Annotated in this window: 13 protein-coding genes, 3 tRNA genes and 1 pseudogene; 8 read left to right on the top strand and 9 right to left on the bottom strand. The window is 60.8% G+C overall.

Translation table 11 applies throughout. The annotated features are described in order from the left end of the window. Positions 1-2: 2 nt before the first annotated feature. Positions 3-1,164: pseudogene (locus tag HMPREF2886_RS34200) on the bottom strand (IS3 family transposase). A gap of 77 nt (positions 1,165-1,241) precedes the next feature. Between HMPREF2886_RS34200 and HMPREF2886_RS34195 the strand changes: the two are divergent. After that, a complete protein-coding gene (locus HMPREF2886_RS34195) occupies positions 1,242-1,742 on the top strand; it encodes a hypothetical protein (RefSeq protein ID WP_128688754.1) in 501 nt (166 codons plus the stop codon). A 233-nt stretch (positions 1,743-1,975) separates the two neighbouring features. Here HMPREF2886_RS34195 and HMPREF2886_RS34190 read toward each other — a convergent pair whose 3' ends face one another. Beyond that, complete coding sequence (locus HMPREF2886_RS34190) at positions 1,976-2,557, bottom strand: hypothetical protein (RefSeq protein ID WP_105753125.1); 582 nt, start codon at positions 2,555-2,557, stop codon at positions 1,976-1,978. An 80-nt stretch (positions 2,558-2,637) separates the two neighbouring features. Next, positions 2,638-3,135 carry a hypothetical protein gene (locus tag HMPREF2886_RS05230; protein ID WP_070746939.1) on the bottom strand — a complete coding sequence of 166 codons (498 nt, stop codon included), beginning with the start codon at positions 3,133-3,135 and terminating at the stop codon, positions 2,638-2,640. A gap of 494 nt (positions 3,136-3,629) precedes the next feature. On the opposite strand from HMPREF2886_RS05230, the gene mobH reads away from it, so the two are divergent. Together mobH and xerC are read left to right on the top strand one after the other, a co-directional pair. Further along, positions 3,630-5,549 carry a MobH family relaxase gene (mobH, locus tag HMPREF2886_RS05225; RefSeq protein ID WP_070746919.1) on the top strand — a complete coding sequence of 640 codons (1,920 nt, stop codon included), beginning with the start codon at positions 3,630-3,632 and terminating at the stop codon, positions 5,547-5,549. Then, entirely contained in the window at positions 5,546-6,826 is a 1,281-nt protein-coding gene (xerC, locus tag HMPREF2886_RS05220) for a site-specific integrase (protein WP_070746917.1), read from the top strand. The genes mobH and xerC overlap by 4 nt, the downstream gene beginning before the upstream one ends. Positions 6,827-7,196: 370 nt before the next feature. Here xerC and HMPREF2886_RS05215 read toward each other — a convergent pair. The 6 genes from HMPREF2886_RS05215 to rluD all read right to left on the bottom strand — a co-directional run bounded on the left by HMPREF2886_RS05215 (position 7,197) and on the right by rluD (position 12,074). Next, positions 7,197-7,272 (bottom strand) — tRNA-Lys (locus HMPREF2886_RS05215). A 10-nt stretch (positions 7,273-7,282) separates the two neighbouring features. Continuing rightward, positions 7,283-7,359: transfer RNA gene (locus HMPREF2886_RS05210), tRNA-Pro, on the bottom strand. Positions 7,360-7,368: 9 nt separating this feature from the next. Beyond that, positions 7,369-7,444: transfer RNA gene (locus HMPREF2886_RS05205), tRNA-Asn, on the bottom strand. A gap of 222 nt (positions 7,445-7,666) precedes the next feature. Continuing rightward, entirely contained in the window at positions 7,667-10,231 is a 2,565-nt protein-coding gene (gene clpB, locus HMPREF2886_RS05200) for an ATP-dependent chaperone ClpB (protein ID WP_070746916.1), read from the bottom strand. 155 nt (positions 10,232-10,386) lie between these two features. Continuing rightward, entirely contained in the window at positions 10,387-11,115 is a 729-nt protein-coding gene (gene pgeF / locus HMPREF2886_RS05195; RefSeq protein ID WP_033972914.1) for a peptidoglycan editing factor PgeF, read from the bottom strand. After that, positions 11,112-12,074 (bottom strand): 23S rRNA pseudouridine(1911/1915/1917) synthase RluD, encoded by a 963-nt coding sequence (rluD, locus tag HMPREF2886_RS05190; protein ID WP_003094686.1) that lies wholly within the window; start codon positions 12,072-12,074, stop codon positions 11,112-11,114. Before rluD ends, pgeF begins: the two co-directional genes overlap by 4 nt. A gap of 145 nt (positions 12,075-12,219) precedes the next feature. Here rluD and HMPREF2886_RS05185 point away from each other — a divergent pair, with 145 nt between their 5' ends. The 5 genes from HMPREF2886_RS05185 (at position 12,220) to HMPREF2886_RS05160 (ending at position 17,897) form a co-directional block, all read left to right on the top strand. Next, positions 12,220-13,245 (top strand): outer membrane protein assembly factor BamD, encoded by a 1,026-nt coding sequence (locus HMPREF2886_RS05185; RefSeq protein WP_033972916.1) that lies wholly within the window; start codon positions 12,220-12,222, stop codon positions 13,243-13,245. A 156-nt stretch (positions 13,246-13,401) separates the two neighbouring features. Next, positions 13,402-13,647: a PP0621 family protein gene (locus HMPREF2886_RS05180; protein ID WP_003102591.1), complete on the top strand. Its 246-nt coding sequence runs from the start codon at positions 13,402-13,404 to the stop codon at positions 13,645-13,647. Next, entirely contained in the window at positions 13,637-15,229 is a 1,593-nt protein-coding gene (gene pilS / locus HMPREF2886_RS05175; protein ID WP_039028118.1) for a two-component system sensor histidine kinase PilS, read from the top strand. Before HMPREF2886_RS05180 ends, pilS begins: the two co-directional genes overlap by 11 nt. Before the next feature lie 14 nt (positions 15,230-15,243). Then, a complete protein-coding gene (gene pilR / locus HMPREF2886_RS05170) occupies positions 15,244-16,581 on the top strand; it encodes a two-component system response regulator PilR (protein WP_070746914.1) in 1,338 nt (445 codons plus the stop codon). A gap of 96 nt (positions 16,582-16,677) precedes the next feature. Further along, a protein-coding gene (locus HMPREF2886_RS05160) for an IS3 family transposase (protein WP_128688736.1) occupies positions 16,678-17,897 on the top strand; the annotation gives its coding sequence in 2 pieces (ribosomal slippage) (positions 16,678-17,026 and positions 17,026-17,897; 1,221 coding nt in all). Positions 17,898-17,927: the final 30 nt, after the last annotated feature.

Raw genomic sequence — 17,927 nt, 5'->3', positions numbered from 1 at the left:
GGTCAACCCATCCCGGACAGTGGGTTGAGTTTTTCTTCGGCCACCGCAGGTGGTAACCCGTCGTTAAATTGATGCGGCCTGATCCAGTTGTAGCGGTGCATCAAGTAATTACTGATGTCCCGTTGGGCCTCCTGCGCCGTCCGGTAACCCGTTGACGGGACCCACTCCGACTTCAGACTGCGGAACAGGCGCTCCATCGGCGAGTTATCCCAGCAATTCCCTCGGCGACTCATGCTCTGCTGCATCCGATAGCGCCAGAGCCGTTGCCGAAACAGGCGGCTGGCGTACTGGCTGCCCTGGTCTGAATGGAACAGCACCTGCTGTGGCTTGCCGCGCTGTTCGTAGGCCATGTCCAGGGCCTTGATCACCAGTTCGGCATCCGGCTTGGCCGAGAACGCCCAGCCGATCACCCGCCGGGTATGCAGATCCAGCACCGCGGCCAGGTAGTGCCAACGGCCTTGCGCCCAGACGTAGGTGATGTCGCCACACCACACCTGATTGGGATGCTTGGTCGCGAATTCGCGGTTCAGCCGATCGGGATATCCGGCCGCTCAACCGTGGCCTGTTTGTAGGCGTGCGAGCCCGGTTGCTTGCTGACCAGGCCCAGCTCACGCATCAACCGACGCACTCGGAAACGGCCGATGGTCACGCCCTCTTCGCGCAGCATGCCCAGAATGCTGCGGCTGCCGGCCGAGCCCCGACTCTGGCTGAACAACTGGTTGACCTGGCTGCGTAGCGCCACACGGCGAGCATCGACACGCCGCCGTCGAAGACGGTGGACGTAGTAGCAAGACCGCGCCACATCGAAAGCTGAACAGACCACTTCCACCGACTCCTGCTCACTCAACTGGTCTATCAGCGCGTACGATCGAGTTCGTCCGACATCAAGAGAGCGGTAGCCTTTTTTAATATCGCTTTCTCCCGCTCCAGCCGGTTGATCCGGGCTTCCAGCTCCTGGATCTTTTGCTGCTCAGGCGTCAACGCCTTGCTCTTCGGGGTCACACCCTGGCGCTCCGCCTCGAGCTGCTTCACCCAACGGCGCAAGGCCGAGTCCACCACCCCCAGCGAACGGCAGGCGTCGATATGGCTGTAGCCTTGGTCCAGCACCAAGGCGGCAGCCTCTCGTTTGAACTCGGCGGAAAACGTACGTCGTTGCTTGCTCATCAGACACCTCTCTCACGGCGAGGATTCTCGCCTAAATCGGTGTCCGGGATCAGTAGACCACTACAGCTTCTATCTTCTTGAATCCATTGAGAATAGATAATAATGAAGAGTTTGTAGATATCTTGGTGGCAGATGAAGGGTATTTGCTTTTGATTCAGGCAAAAGATAGCCCGAATACTGAAAGATCGTTAAGCAGAACGATGGAGCGAAAGAGGGCTACTGTCTCTAAGGCGCTAGACAAAGCAATAGATCAAACGCGTGGAGCCATAAAATACCTGAGACGACAAGAAGACCTACATTTTCATTTTGGTGATGAGATAATTGAAATTGAAACACATGATAAGGGTATTAGAAATCTAATTGTCGTTCAGGAAGCATTCGAATACGATTGGGAAAGCTATTCAAGCCGCGCATTAAAACTTAGTGATGAGATGGATAGTCCATGTTATGTGATGGGATACGCTGAGCTTGTCACCTGGACAGCCGAGCTAAACACGCCAGAGGAGTTCTTTGAGCCTTTCGATAGCATCATGGAAGAAGGGCGGCAGACGGGAGTGTTCCCTAGGATTACTTTCTAAAAATAATACACCGACCAGAAATTGCACTGGGCCATGTCCGCTTCTGGCCGGTAGCTGTCGCTGGCGAGAGGTAGCTACCGACCCATAGGGGATGTTTAGAGCAGGGAAATAAATCTTCCCCTTTTCTGTTGACTTCCGATCTACATAAAATTACTGAAGAGGTGCTTCCAGCGCCTAACATTTGGTTAAGGAGCAGGTGTTAACCCGCTCCAGTGAACGAGGCGAGTGCATTGCTAGACATTAGATTGCACCTTGCCTTTGATCCAGTTAATTACCTTTTTAATATCAACTCCAAAACCGGCTATGTTTGGCTCAAGAATAAGAGCATCTACCAAGGCGCCATGCTCTCCCTTGCGCTGCTCGCGAGCAATGGTAAAGTCCTTGATTTTCTTTTTTTCTTTGACATCCTTAAATACTCTCTCCAAGAGAGTGATGACATCTCCCGGGGTATTACATATGTCTCTTATCTTTAGGAAAATTAAGGATTCAGAAATTTCGCGCGGCGGTTTTGAATTGTCCGACTCAATGAAATACTTTGGGTGTATGGTTGTTATCAATATGGCGGGCAGAACAGTGTTGGGGCCTTCCCCATTGATTTTCACCCAAGAGAGAACTTCTGAGTAAAAATGGCTATCTGGCAAGCCTTTGATCATTACTGCGTCATTCTCTGCGCAAAAAGATGCGATATTTTCACTATTCTTTCTTAGAATATTTGAGATCGGCTCATCCCAATTGCAGTAGTCCAATATGTACAAATAATACGAGCGTGACTCTGAAAGCGGGAGATCTGCAATGGAGTTTACGTGAAGGCCCACGAATACCTCTCCTAATGTCTAACGTCTGAATTAATCCACGTCGCAAAGCGGCGTCGGCTTGAATGAATTGTTAGAGCCACCTAAGAGCCCCACGTGGCGCCAATCATAGCGCCGACGAGGCCAGCGAGAGCGCTGACAACAACGGATACCCACCAGCGAAGTTCTTGCCGACGAACCGCGGCTTGCGTGTGCAGCTTGACCGCCACGTCAATGAGCGAGAGCATCTGCTCAGGTGACAGTGGCGGCCTGGAGAAATGAGAGCGTTCGGCCCGTGGAATAGCCTTGAGCTGAGCAACAGTAATCTCTTCGCCGGTTTGCGTGTTGTAAACGCGTGGCTGGGCCCTTCGCAAGGCGAGGGTGTGAAGCCCATCTTCTTCCAGTCCCGCCCGAAAAAACTCGGGGTGCTCATTGAAGATGGAGCCCCAGCTACTCGCGCTCCTTGGTTTTTGTCCAAGAATTTCTGCCCATGAATCAATCGTTCTTGCGGAGTAGCTGTAAATTCCCATGACCTGAATGGCAGCGACCACGTCAGCCAGCCGGTGCTGGTGAGACAAGTATGGCGATTGCGGCTCAATCATGCGGAATCTCCTATAAATAGACACCAACAGATGCATAGCTCCTCGAACGAGGGTGGAGATAACATTCCTTGCTCCTCTCGCTATCCGTATCTAGGCTGAGGCTCTCAGCGTTCCCGATGACTGTATCTGCCAGCATGCTGGCGTGATTGCAAATTAGCTTGCAGGCTGGAGGGTAGACAATGGGGCATCCTCCGCGTAGGAGTCACTGAGCCGGATTGCAACACAATGGATGGGGCGTGAGTTTTCCCTGCTTTCTTAGATTCGCTTGAGCGGCTGCTTCTGGCCGCTTGCTGCCAGTCAACATAGGGTCTCGGATTGAGATGCACTCGAAATCGCCATGTAGCTCAATGATGAATGCCGAAAAGATAGCGAGACCCTGCATGAGGATGGCACATTGCCAACAAAATACCCTTCCCCGCTACCGTTGTTTTATCGTTGTTGCCAGCCCTGATCTGGCGGAAAAGCCCGCTCCATGAATCGTCATGGAGCTTCCCATGTTTCAACTCCTTTCCTGGATATCCAGGAAGCCGTCCCCCACCCCACCAACCAAAGCTGCCCCAGGGGGATTCATCCCTCCTCTGAGCAGCATGGAACTGCTCGGCACGCCTCGGCGCCGGCAGCTACTGGAGAACATCTGGCAACGTGCCTCGCTATCCAAGCAGCAATTCGAGGAGATCTACCGGCGGCCACTGGCCAACTATGCAGAGCTGGTCCAGCAGCTCCCTGCTTCGGAAAACCATCACCATGCCCATCCAGGCGGGATGATCGATCACGGCCTGGAGATCGTGGCCTACGCACTCAAGGTACGGCAGACCTACCTGCTCCCGATCGGCGCAGCGCCGGAGTCACAGTCAGCCCAGGCTGAAGCCTGGTCAGCCGCCGCGGCTTATGGTGCCCTGGCTCACGACCTAGGCAAGATCGTCGTAGACCTGCAGGTGGAGCTGCAGGACGGCAGCACCTGGCACCCTTGGAACGGACCGATCAACCAGCCATACCGCTTCAAGTACGTGAAGTCCCGCGAATACCAGCTCCACGGCGCTGCCTCAGCACTCCTCATCCACCAACTGCTACCGCGCACGGCACTCGATTGGCTCAGTCGCTTTCCAGAGCTGTGGGCTCAATTGATCTACCTGTTCGCTGGGCAGTACGAGCACGCCGGGATCCTCGGCGAGATCATCGTGAAGGCAGACCAGGCCTCAGTTGCACAGGAGCTGGGAGGCAATCCGGATCGAGCGCTGGCTGCACCGAAGCAGTCGCTGCAGCGGCAGTTGGCAGACGGCCTTCGCTTCCTGGTGAAGGACAAGTTCAAGCTGAATCAACCTGGCGGTCCGTCCGATGGATGGCTGACCCAGGACGCACTCTGGCTGGTGAGCAAGCCTGCAGCCGATCAACTGAGAGCCTACTTGCTGGCCCAGGGTATCGAAGGGGTGCCCTCCTCCAACTCGCCGTTCTTCAACATGCTCCAGGATCAGGCCGTCATCCAGACCAACGCCGAGGACAAAGCCATCTGGACGGCCACGGTAGACAACGGTGCTGGATGGAGAAACAAGTTCACGCTGCTCAAGATTGCTCCAGCCTTGATCTGGACAGATGCTGCCGAGCGCCCCTCACCCTACAGCGGATCACTGGTCGTTGAAGATGGAACCGCCTCAACGGAAAAGCCGGAAACGACCTGTGAAATTCCCAACGAGCCGGCTGAACAGCAGCAAGCACCAGAAACGAAGATGACGCTCCATCAACCTGAGCCGAGCGTTGCGAAACCGGCAAACGAGACGCGGGCGATTGCGAAGCCCTCAACTGAGGATCAGGAAGAAACAGACGATTTGTACGCGCTTCTTGGTAATATCAATTCGCCACCAGAAGAGCTAGACACTAGCCACGACTCACCGGCTGCTTCTCCTACGAACACTCGCGGGGAGGAGAACCTACAGCAGCCACTAGGGAACAAGGAGCTAACAGATTGCGCTCCTGAAGCAGTTGAAGATGTATTTATGCCTAGCAGAAGCACTGATCTGGGACAGGGATTCGTTGGCTGGATGAAATCTGGTATCGCGACCCGTCGCCTGTTCATCAACGACACCAAAGCCTTGGTGCATACCGTCGACGGGACCGCCATGCTGGTCACGCCAGGAATCTTCAAGCGTTATGTCCAGGAGCATCCAGAGCTCGAAAAGGTGGCCCTGGCCAAGGATACGACCGGCTGGAAGCTGGTGCAGCGCGCGTTCGAGAAACAGGGTCTTCACCGAAAGACCAGTAAGAACCTGAATATCTGGACCATCAAGGTTTCTGGTCCTCGCAAGACGAAAGAGCTCAAGGCCTACCTGCTCCAGGATCCCAAATTGCTGTTCCCTGAGCAGCCTCTGGACAACCCAAGCCTCACGGTCATCACCGATGCCGAAGGAGGTATGGAATGACGCCGCAGCAGCTCACCGAGGAGTACATCTTCGCGCACGATCTCCGGGAAGCCAGCACGAAGATCTACCGCGCCGCGACCAAGGCGCTGCTCAAGCACTTCGGCCCTAGGGCAACCGTACAGGAGGTGGACCACAGGTCTGTGCTGGGATGGCGGCGCAAGGTCTTGGAACAAGGCCTGTCGAAGCGGAGCTGGAACACGTATTCGAATCATCTGCGAACGATCTGGGGCTATGCCATCGAGCACGAGCTGGTGACGCACTCCCAAGTCAACCCGTTCAGAAAGACCACCGTCATCCCCCCCAGGCGAGCAAGCAAAACCGTCGCAGCCGAAGCCATCCTGCGCGCCCGCAATTGGCTCAACATGCAGGTCGGCGCCGAGCGCTGCACCGGCGATCGCGCACGCATCACTCCCGCCTGGTTCTGGCTTTGCACGTTTGAGGTCTTCTACTACACCGGCATCCGGTTGAACGCGTTGCTGTGCATCCGCAAGCGCGACATCGACTGGGATAATCAACTGATCCTCATCCGCGGCGAGACAGAGAAAACTCATAAAGAATTCGTAGTGCCAATAACGGAGGGGCTTGTGCCTCACCTATCGCGGCTCCTGCAGGAGGCCGATAGAGCCGGATTCGCCGATGACGACCAGTTGTTCAACGTCAACCGGTTCTCACCGCACTACAAGAGCAAGGTGATGAACTCCGACCAGGTCGAAGCCATGTACCGGAAGTTGACCGAGAAGGTTGGGGTGCGGATGACCCCGCACCGTTTCCGGCACACCCTGGCCACCGACTTGATGAAGGCACCCGAGCGGAACATCCATCTCACGAAGTGCCTGCTCAACCACTCGAATATCCAGACCACGATGAGCTACATCGAGGCCGACTACGACCACATGCGTGCCGTGCTGCATGCTAGGAGCCTGGCCCAAGGAGCGCTGGAGAACGTCAGGAAGGTGGATTACAGCGGCTCCCCGCAAGCCTCTGCCAAACCGAAGCCATGCGGGCAACCTCTCGCTCGAATGGGTGAAGTACCGCCGCCGGAGGCCAGGACAGAACCTTCAGAACCAAGGGAGCACACACCGGGGACAGGCATTCAGGGAGGTCCAAGCGTGCGGGAAGAAGCGCTACCACAGCCACCTGACACCTTCGACCAAAGCATGCTGTTCACTCTGATGGCTCAACACTTATCGAACCGTGCCGCCTCGGCATCCGCGCCTCCCGCTGCAACAAGCGGACCTGGTGGATGGGGATCTACTGCCCGAAGCAGTCTCGCCTAGCGATACCGGTACTGAGGGGCCGGCTACCGGACGAAAGGTAGCCGCGCCTCCCAGCAGTTCGCTAGGCCTGTAGGAAAAATCTGGAATTACCGAGAGCGCCTGGATTCCAGTGCCGGCATGCTGGCAAAGCCCCGCAATTTCAAGGCCGAAACCGCAGTACCCTCTGTAATCGCTGATTACGTCGAGGGCACATTGCTACGCCTGCAGAATGGTTTCAGGGCCTTAGAAACAGAAAAGCCCACCTAAATAGGCGGGCTATTCCATATTGACATCACGTCAATGCGGGCCTAATGTTCGGCCCAGACGGCTGCTGGACAAGTAAAAGGTGCAACACCCCTTCCTAGGCCTGTGCAACTCGCCCCTCTGAAAATGGTGGGTCGTGTAGGATTCGAACCTACGACCAATTGGTTAAAAGCCAACTGCTCTACCGACTGAGCTAACGACCCATGTGTGAGGTGGTCGGGGTAGAGAGATTCGAACTCCCGACATCCTGCTCCCAAAGCAGGCGCGCTACCGGACTGCGCTATACCCCGATTGGAAGTTGGCTCCGCGACCTGGACTCGAACCAGGGACCCAATGATTAACAGTCATTTGCTCTACCGACTGAGCTATCGCGGAACGTCTGTCTTCCAACCCTGGACGCTTCCGCTGTTGCTGGATTCGCGTCTCAGAGGCGCGCCATTTTACGGATGCGCGACGGTATGTCAACCCTCTGATCCAAAAAGTTTTTCTTCTTTTTCCATGAGCGGGAAAACAACCCGCCTCCTCCCTTCGCCGTCACCAGCCGCCCATGAAAAAGCCCCGCCGAAGCGGGGCTTTCCCTGTCCATCCCGGAAGAGGTCAGGCGAAGACGATCTCGTCGCCTTCCACCTTTGCCGAGATACTGGCACCCGGCGCGAATTTGCCGGCCAGGATCAGTTGCGCCAGCGGGTTCTCGATCCAGCGCTGGATGGCCCGCTTCAGCGGGCGTGCGCCATAGACCGGGTCGAAGCCGACGGCGATCAGCTTGTCCAGCGCCTCCTGGCTCAGCTCCAGGCTCAGCTCGCGCTCGGCCAGGCGCTTGCGCAGGCGCCCGAGCTGGATCTCGGCGATGCCGGCGATCTGCTCGCGAGCCAGCGGCTCGAATACCACCACTTCGTCGATCCGGTTGATGAATTCCGGACGGAAGTGCGCGTTGACCGCGTCCATCACTGCGGCACGTTGCGCCTCGCGGTCGCCAGCCAGCTCCTGGATCTGCGCCGAACCGAGGTTGGAGGTCATCACCACCACGGTGTTGCGGAAGTCCACCGTACGCCCATGACTGTCGGTCAGGCGTCCGTCCTCGAGCACCTGGAGGAGAATGTTGAATACGTCCGGATGGGCCTTCTCCACCTCGTCCAGCAGCACCACCGAGTAAGGCTTGCGGCGGATCGCCTCGGTCAGGTAGCCGCCTTCCTCGAAGCCGACGTAGCCCGGAGGCGCGCCGATCAGGCGAGCCACCGAGTGTTTCTCCATGAACTCGGACATATCGATCCGCACCAGCGCCTCCTCGGTATCGAAGAGGAACTCGGCCAGCGCCTTGCACAACTCGGTCTTGCCCACCCCGGTCGGGCCGAGGAAGAGGAACGAGCCGCTCGGCCGGTTCGGATCGGCGAGGCCGGCACGCGAACGGCGCACGGCGTTGGACACGGCGACTACCGCCTCGTCCTGGCCGATCACTCGCCGATGCAGCTCCTGCTCCATGCGCAGCAGCTTCTCGCGCTCGCCCTCGAGCATCTTCGACACCGGGATACCGGTCCACTTGGAAACCACCTCGGCGATTTCCTCGTCGGTCACCTTGTTGCGCAGCAACTGGTTCTCGGTCTTGCCGTGCTGGTCGACCATCTGCAGGCTGCGTTCCAGGTCCGGGATGGTCTGGTACTGGATGCGCGCCATGCTCTCGAGGTCGCCCTTGCGCCGCGCCGCCTCCATTTCCTGCTTGGCCTGCTCGATCTTCTGCTGGATCTGCGCCGAGCCCTGCACCTCGGCCTTCTCGGACTTCCAGATTTCCTCGAGATCGGCGTATTCGCGCTCGAGCTTGACGATATCCTCCTCCAGCTTGGCCAGGCGCTTCCTGGTGGCTTCGTCGTCTTCCTTCTTCAGCGCCTCGCGCTCGATCTTCAGCTGGATCAGGCGACGGTCGAGACGATCCAGCTCCTCCGGCTTGGAGTCGATTTCCATGCGAATGCGGCTGGCGGCCTCGTCGATCAGGTCGATGGCCTTGTCCGGCAGTTGCCGATCGGTGATGTAGCGGTGCGACAGCTTGGCCGCGGCGATGATCGCGCCGTCGGTGATGCTCACCCCGTGGTGCACTTCATAGCGTTCCTTGAGGCCACGGAGGATGGCGATGGTGTCTTCCTCGCTCGGCTCGTCCACCAGCACCTTCTGGAAGCGGCGCTCCAGCGCGGCATCCTTCTCGATGTACTGGCGATACTCGTCGAGGGTAGTAGCACCGACGCAGTGCAGCTCGCCGCGCGCCAGAGCCGGCTTGAGCATGTTGCCGGCGTCCATGGCGCCTTCCGCCTTGCCGGCGCCGACCATGGTGTGCAGTTCGTCGATGAACAGGATGACCCGACCTTCCTGCTTGCCCAGTTCGTTGAGGACCGCCTTCAGGCGTTCCTCGAACTCGCCGCGGAACTTGGCGCCGGCGATCAGCGCTCCCATGTCCAGGGCCAGCAGGCGCTTGTCCTTGAGGCCGTCCGGTACTTCGCCGTTGATGATGCGCTGGGCCAGGCCCTCGACGATGGCGGTCTTGCCGACGCCGGGTTCGCCGATCAGCACCGGGTTGTTCTTGGTCCGCCGCTGCAGGACCTGGATGGTCCGGCGGATTTCGTCGTCGCGACCGATCACCGGGTCGAGCTTGCCTTCCTCGGCGCGCTTGGTCATGTCGACGGTGTACTTGTCCAGCGCCTGGCGCGACTCCTCGACGTTCGGGTCGTTCACCGCCTCGCCGCCACGCAGGTTGGCCACGGCATTCTCCAGCGCCTTGCGCGACACGCCCTGGCCGAGCAGCAGCTTGCCGAGCCTGGTGTTCTCGTCCATCGCGGCCAGCAATACCAGCTCGCTGGAGATGAACTGGTCGCCCTTCTGCTGAGCCAGGCGGTCAGCCTGGTTGAGCAGGCGCGCGAGATCCTGGGACAGGTTCACGTCGCCGGTCGGGCTCTGGATCTTCGGCAGCGCGTCGAGTTCTTTGTTGAGGCCGCTGCGCAGGGCGGCGATATCGAAGCCGACCTGCATCAGCAGGGGCTTGATCGAACCGCCTTGCTGCTCGAGCAGGGCGGAAAGCAGGTGCATCGGCTCGATGGCCGGATGGTCATGGCCAACGGCCAGGGACTGGGCGTCGGAGAGCGCCAGTTGCAGCTTGCTGGTCAAACGGTCTATTCGCATGGGTCGTCCTTCCTTCTATAGAGCGGGCCGGAACGATGGGTGTCCCTGATGAAGAAAAGCCCGCCGAGATGACTCAATAGATAAGGGCGATTTTCCGCGGTTCAAGCGACCGGGCCGTGACATCGGTCAGTTGGCGCCGGATAACCTGCGCGTGCCTAGTCCTGGAGCCAGACCAGGCTGGCAAAACGGCCGGTACGCGACGAGCGGCGGTAGGAATAGAAGCGCTCGGTATCGCTGAAGGTACAGCAGCCGCCGCCATGCACGGCGGTGACACCATGGGCGCCCAGGCGGATCCGCGCGAGTCGGTAGATGTCGGCCATGAAGCGGCCCGGATTGGCGCTAGGTACGAAAGCCGACCGCGCCTCGGCGTGCGCAGCGATGAATGCATCGCGGACCTCGCCGCCGACCTCGAAGGCCTGCGGGCCGATCGCCGGCCCCAGCCAGACCAGCAGTTCGTCGCCGGGCACGCCCAGGCTGTCCACCGTCGCCTCCAGCACGCCCGCCGCCAGCCCGCGCCAGCCGGCATGGGCCGCGGCCACGCGGGTGCCCGAGCGATCGCAGAACAATGCCGGCAGGCAGTCGGCGGTCATGATCGTACAGGCGACGCCCGGCATCGCGCTCCAACTGGCGTCGGCCCTGGGCACCCGGTTCGGGTCGGCCTCCACCACCGTCACTCCGTGCACCTGTTCCAACCAGCTCGGCCGGCATTCCAGGCGCTCGGTCAGGCGTCGGCGGTTTTCTTCCACGGCGCGCGGATCGTCGTCGACGTGGGCGCCAAGGTTCAGACTGTCGAAGGGTGCCTGGCTGACCCCGCCACTGCGCGTGGTCACGCAGGCCCGCACACGGGCCGGCGCCGGCCAGTCGGGGGTCAGCCAGGCGTTCATCCGACGAACGCCTCGCGATCCTGGCGCAACAGGCTGAGCAGCCAGAGGAAGTCTTCCGGCAGCGGCGACTCCCACTTCATGCGCACGCCGGTGGCCGGGTGATCCAGTTCGAGGAAGCGCGCGTGCAGCGCCTGCCGGGGGAATTCGCGAAGAGTCTGGACCAGGGTCTGGCTGGCCACCGGGGGAATCCTGAAGCGCCCACCGTAGACCGGATCGCCGACCAGGGGATAGCCAATATGGCTCATGTGCACGCGGATCTGGTGGGTACGCCCGGTCTCCAGCTTGACCCGGGTATGGGTGTGCGCACGGAAGCGTTCCAGCACGCGGTAATGGCTGACCGCCACCTTGCCGGCGTCGACCACCGCCATCTTCTGCCGCTGCACGCCATGCCGTCCGATCGGCGCATCGATGGTGCCGCCGGAGGTGATCACGCCGATCACGATCGCCTCGTAGATGCGGCTGACCGACCGCGCCTGCAGTTGCGCCACCAGCTTGGTATGAGCCTCCAGCGTCTTGGCCACCACCATCAGGCCGGTCGTGTCCTTATCCAGCCGGTGGACGATCCCGGCGCGCGGCACATTGGCGATGTCCGGGACATGGTAGAGCAAGGCATTCAGCAGGGTGCCGTCCTGATGGCCGGCAGCCGGATGGACCACCAGGCCGGCGGGCTTGTCGATCACCAGGATGTGCTCGTCCTCGTAGACGATTTCCAGCTCGATGTCCTGTGCGAGCCACTCGCCCTGGGCTTCCTGCTCGGCCTCCAGGACCAGTTGCGCGCCGCTGTGGACGATGTCGCGCGGGCGCAGCACGGCGCCGTCGACGGTCAGGCGACCGTCCTTGATCCAGCCGGCCAGACGGGAGCGGGAGTGTTCGGGAAAAAGCTGGGCGGCGATCTGGTCGAGACGCTGGCCACCCAGCTCGAACGGCACCTCGGCCGCGCGTTGAATCATATCGGACATGAGTAGGAGACGATGCTCAGCGCGGCTTTTGGAATCGGCTACGCGCTGTGGTTAAATACGGGGTCTTTGTCCCAGGGGGTGCCTGGGGCGCCAATCATAACAGACGGTCGAGGCCAAGCCGACCGTCCCAGGGACGCAAGCCGCCATGCAAGTGAAACACCTGCTGCTGATCGCCATCCTCGCCCTCACCGCAGCCTGCTCCTCGAACAAGGAGACTGTCGACGAGAACCTGAGCGAGAGCCAGCTGTACCAGCAGGCGCAGGACGACCTCAACAACAAGAGCTACAACAGCGCCGTCACCAAGCTGAAAGCCCTCGAATCGCGCTATCCCTTCGGCCGCTACGCCGAGCAGGCCCAGCTCGAGCTGATCTACGCCAACTACAAGAACATGGAGCCCGAAGCCGCCCGCGCCGCCGCCGAACGCTTCATCCGCCTGCATCCGCAGCACCCCAACGTCGACTACGCCTACTACCTCAAGGGCCTGTCCTCCTTCGACCAGGACCGTGGCCTGCTGGCGCGCTTCCTGCCGCTGGACATGACCAAGCGCGACCCGGGCGCCGCCCGCGACTCCTTCAACGAGTTCGCCCAGCTCACCAGCCGCTTCCCCAACAGCCGCTACGCCCCGGACGCCAAGGCGCGCATGGTGTACCTGCGCAACCTGCTGGCGGCCTACGAAGTGCACGTCGGCCACTACTACCTGAAGCGCCAGGCCTATGTCGCCGCCGCCAACCGCGGTCGCTACGTGGTGGAGAACTTCCAGGAAACCCCGGCCGTCGGCGATGGCCTGGCGATCATGGTCGAAGCCTACCGTCGCCTGGGCCTCGACGACCTGGCCAGCACCAGCCTGGAAACCCTCAAGCTGAACTATCCGGATAACGCCAGCCTCAAGGATGGCGAGTTCGTCGCCCGCGAAAGCGAGGCCGACACCCGCTCCTGGCTGGCCAAGGCCACCCTGGGCCTGATCGAGGGCGGCGAGCCGCCGCCGCACATGGAAACCCAGGCCGCCAAGGACGTGATCAAGCAGTACGAGGATGCCGAGCGGGAGATCCCCGCCGAACTGAAGCCGGAAAACCAGGATCACAGCGCCGACGACGAGAAGCCGGAAAACGATGACGACGAGGACTCCGGTCGCTCCTGGTGGAGCTACATGACCTTCGGTCTCTTCGACTGATCGCACGAAACACCGGAGGGAGGCGCAGGCCTCCCTTCTTTTTGCCCGTCGCCATGCCTCTCCCAGCGCCAAACGCCGCACAGCCTGGACCTTCCCGGCTGGGATCGAGCCGGTGGCTTGGCTAAACTGCAGCTTTCTCCAGCCTCCGAGATCACCATGGGCCTTTTCCGCCTCCTGTTCTGGATCGCCCTGATCGCCATCGCGTTCTGGCTATGGCGTCGCTTTACCCGTCCCACTCCGCGCCAACAGCAACGTCCGCAGGACGAGCCGAGCGCATCGCCGATGGTCCGCTGCGCCCATTGCGGCGTCCACGTGCCGCAGGCCAACGCCCTCGCCCACGAACAACGCTGGTATTGCAGCCAGGCGCACCTGCGCCAGGACCAGGGCGACCGTGCGCGCTGAACGGCTACGGCTGAGCGAGGAGCAGGGGCAACGCATCCTCCGTCTGTACCACCTGTACCGCCTGACCATAGGCCTGGTACTGGTCCTGCTGATCTCCAGCGAACTGGAAGATCAGGTCCTCAAGCTCGTCCACCCTGAACTGTTCCATGTCGGCAGTTGGTGCTACCTGGTCTTCAACATCCTGGTCGCGCTGTTCCTGCCGCCGTCGCGGCAATTGCTGCCGATCTTCATCCTCGCGCTCACCGACGTGCTGATGCTTTGCGGCCTGTTCTACGCAGGTGGCGGCGTGCCCAGCGGCATCGGCAGCCTGCTGGTGGTCGCGGTGGCCATTGCCAATATCCTGCTGCGCGGGCGCATCGGCCTGGTCATCGCGGCAGCGGCCAGCCTCGGCCTGCTCTACCTGACCTTCTTCCTCAGCCTGAGCAGCCCGGACGCCACCAACCACTACGTCCAGGCCGGCGGCCTCGGCACCCTGTGCTTCGCCGCCGCGCTGGTGATCCAGGCCCTGGTACGGCGCCAGGAGCAGACCGAAACGCTGGCCGAAGAACGCGCCGAGACGGTCGCCAACCTGGAAGAACTCAACGCATTGATCCTGCAGCGTATGCGCACCGGCATCCTCGTGGTCGATAGCCGTCAGGCCATCCTCCTCGCCAACCAGGCCGCCCTCGGCCTGCTCAGGCAGGACGACGTACAGGGCGCCAGCCTCGGCCGCCACAGCCCGATGCTGATGCACTGCATGAAGCAATGGCGCCTGAATCCCAGCCTCCGTCCACCGACGCTCAAGGTGCTGCCGGATGGCCCGACGGTGCAACCCAGCTTTATCAGCCTCAACCGCGAAGACGACCAGCACGTGCTGATCTTCCTCGAAGACATTTCGCAGATCGCCCAGCAGGCGCAGCAGATGAAGCTGGCCGGTCTCGGCCGCCTGACCGCCGGCATCGCCCATGAGATCCGCAACCCGCTGGGCGCGATCAGCCACGCCGCCCAGCTGCTGCAGGAGTCCGAGGAGCTGGACGCCCCGGACCGGCGCCTGACGCAGATCATCCAGGACCAGTCGAAGCGGATGAACCTGGTCATCGAGAACGTCCTGCAGCTCTCCCGTCGCCGCCAGGCCGAACCGCAGCAGCTCGACCTGAAGGAGTGGCTTCAGCGGTTCGTCGACGAATACCCCGGCAGGCTGCGCAACGATAGCGAACTGCACCTGCAACTCGGTGCCGACGACATCCAGACCCGCATGGACCCACACCAGTTGAACCAGGTGCTGAGCAACCTGGTGCAGAACGGTCTTCGCTACAGCGCCCAGGCGCACGGGCGCGGCCAGGTCTGGCTGAGCCTCGTGCGCGACCCGGAGAGCGACCTGCCGGTGCTGGAAGTCATCGACGACGGTCCCGGCGTACCGACGGACAAACTGAACAACCTGTTCGAACCCTTCTTTACTACAGAAAGCAAAGGCACCGGCCTGGGCCTCTATCTCTCCCGCGAGCTCTGCGAGAGCAACCAGGCACGGATCGACTACCGCAATCGCGAGGAAGGCGGCGGCTGCTTCCGCATCACCTTCGCCCACCCGCGCAAACTCAGCTGACGGAAGCCGCACGCATGAGCCGACAAAAAGCCCTGATCGTCGACGATGAACCGGATATCCGCGAGCTGCTGGAAATCACTCTCGGCCGCATGAAGCTGGACACCCGCAGCGCCCGCAACGTCAAGGAGGCCCGCGAGTTGCTGGCCCGCGAGCCGTTCGACCTGTGCCTCACCGACATGCGCCTGCCGGACGGCAGCGGCCTCGATCTGGTCCAGTACATCCAGCAGCGCCATCCACAGACCCCGGTGGCCATGATCACCGCGTACGGCAGCCTGGACACCGCGATCCAGGCGCTCAAGGCCGGTGCCTTCGACTTCCTCACCAAACCGGTCGACCTCGGTCGCTTGCGGGAGCTGGTGGCAACCGCCCTGCGCCTGCGCAACCCGGAGGCCGAGGAAGCGCCGGTGGACAACCGCCTGCTCGGCGAATCACCGCCGATGCGCGCCCTGCGCAACCAGATCGGCAAGCTGGCGCGCAGCCAGGCGCCGGTCTACATCAGTGGCGAGTCCGGCAGCGGCAAGGAGCTGGTGGCGCGCCTGATCCATGAGCAGGGGCCACGTATCGAGCGGCCGTTCGTGCCGGTGAACTGCGGCGCGATTCCCTCCGAACTGATGGAAAGCGAGTTCTTCGGCCACAAGAAAGGCAGCTTCACTGGCGCTATCGAAGACAAGCAGGGCCTGTTCCAGGCCGCCAGTGGCGGCACCCTGTTCCTCGACGAAGTCGCCGACCTGCCGATGGCCATGCAGGTCAAACTGCTCCGAGCGATCCAGGAAAAGGCCGTGCGCGCGGTCGGCGGCCAGCAGGAGGTCACCGTCGACGTGCGCATCCTCTGCGCCACCCACAAGGACCTCGCAGCCGAAGTCGGCGCCGGGCGCTTCCGCCAAGACCTCTACTACCGCCTCAACGTCATCGAGCTGCGCGTACCGCCGCTGCGCGAGCGCCGCGAGGACATCCCGCTGCTCGCCGAACGCATCCTCAAGCGCCTGGCCGGCGACACCGGCCTGCCGGCCGCCAGACTGACCGGCGACGCACAGGAGAAGCTGAAGAACTACCGCTTTCCGGGCAACGTCCGCGAGCTGGAAAACATGCTGGAGCGCGCCTACACCCTGTGCGAAGACGACCAGATCCAGCCTCACGACCTGCGCCTGGCCGATGCGCCGGGTGCCAGCCAGGAAGGCGCGGCGAGCCTGAGCGAAATCGACAACCTCGAGGACTACCTGGAAGACATCGAGCGGAAGCTGATCATGCAGGCACTCGAGGAGACGCGCTGGAACCGCACCGCCGCGGCCCAGCGCCTGGGCCTGACGTTCCGCTCGATGCGCTACCGCCTGAAAAAGCTGGGCATCGACTGAAAGTGAAAAGGCCTGTCCGAAGACAGGCCTTTTGGTTTTCGCTGTCCCGTCCTGAATAAGGTTTACACCTCCCATGCCGATTTTCCGGAGAGCTAGATGGAGCAAGGTGTAAAGCGCACGCAGCGAGATTACTCACTGTCTTTTAAATTGGCCGTCGTTGATCAGATCGAAAAAGGCGAACTGACCTACAAGCAGGCCCAGATGCGGTATGGCATCCAGGGCCGGTCGACGGTTCTGGTATGGTTGCGCAAGCATGGTCGGCAGGATTGGAGCCAAGGGGCGTCGATTCGGGCCGAGAGGAGTTGCGCGATGTCTGACCCCAAAACGCTCACTCCAGAGCAGCGGATCAAAGAGCTTGAGCAGCAGCTTGAGTTGATGAGCCAGAAGGCTCAGTTCTTCGAGACCGTCGTTGATGTCCTGAAAAATGATTACGGTGTATCGGTCGTAAAAAAGCGATCCGGCAAGTCCTCTCGCAAGGTCAGGTCGCAGGACTGAGCATTGCTAGGGCTTGTCAGTTTCTTGGCATGAGCCGACAGGCTTACTACAAGCGCAATCGAGCTGCTGATAGCAAAGCACGCCAGGCAGATCGGGTTGTCGAATTTGTTCAACAAGTCCGGATGCGTCAGCCACGACTAGGCACACGAAAGCTGCACTATCTGCTGCATTGCCAGCCTGATAGGCGGCTCCAAGTTGGCCGAGACCGACTATTTCAGGTCCTGGGAGAGCGCCGTTTGCTGGTGTTGCCCAAGCGGGCGTATTACAAGACAACACAAAGCTTTCATCGCTTCTGCCGCCACCCGAACCTACTCAAGTCAGGCCCGAACCTGGTTGTCCCGTCAGGGCCGGAGCATGTTTGGGTGGCGGACATTACTTACCTGCCAGCCAGTAGCGGCCCGCTGTACCTAAGCCTGGTAACGGATGCGTATTCCAGAAAAATTGTTGGCCACCATGTGCATGAAAGCCTGCATGCCAAGTCAGTTGCACAAGCCTTTAGACAGGCCCTACGCAAACGGCAGCGTCGCCAGTCACTGGTCCATCACTCGGATCGCGGTATTCAATATTGCTCGGCACTGTATCAGTCACTGCATGCACGACATGGCGTCCAGTGCTCGATGACTGACGGATATGACTGCTACCAGAACGCGCTAGCTGAGCGCATCAACGGAATCCTCAAAACAGAGCTGCTGCTGAGTAGCCCTGAAAATCTGGAGCAGGCAAGGAAGATGGTTGCTGAAGCCGTGCAGATCTACAACACAGAGCGGCCTCACATGGCCCTGAAAAACAAAACGCCCGATGCGGTGCATCGGACGTTTTGAGGCCTACCGGCCTACCTGAGCAGGTGTAAA

It is taken from the genome of Pseudomonas sp. HMSC066A08 (assembly GCF_001813025.1).
GTDB classification, from domain to species: Bacteria; Pseudomonadota; Gammaproteobacteria; order Pseudomonadales; family Pseudomonadaceae; genus Pseudomonas; species Pseudomonas aeruginosa.
This window is presented reverse-complemented; position numbering and strand designations above follow the sequence as displayed.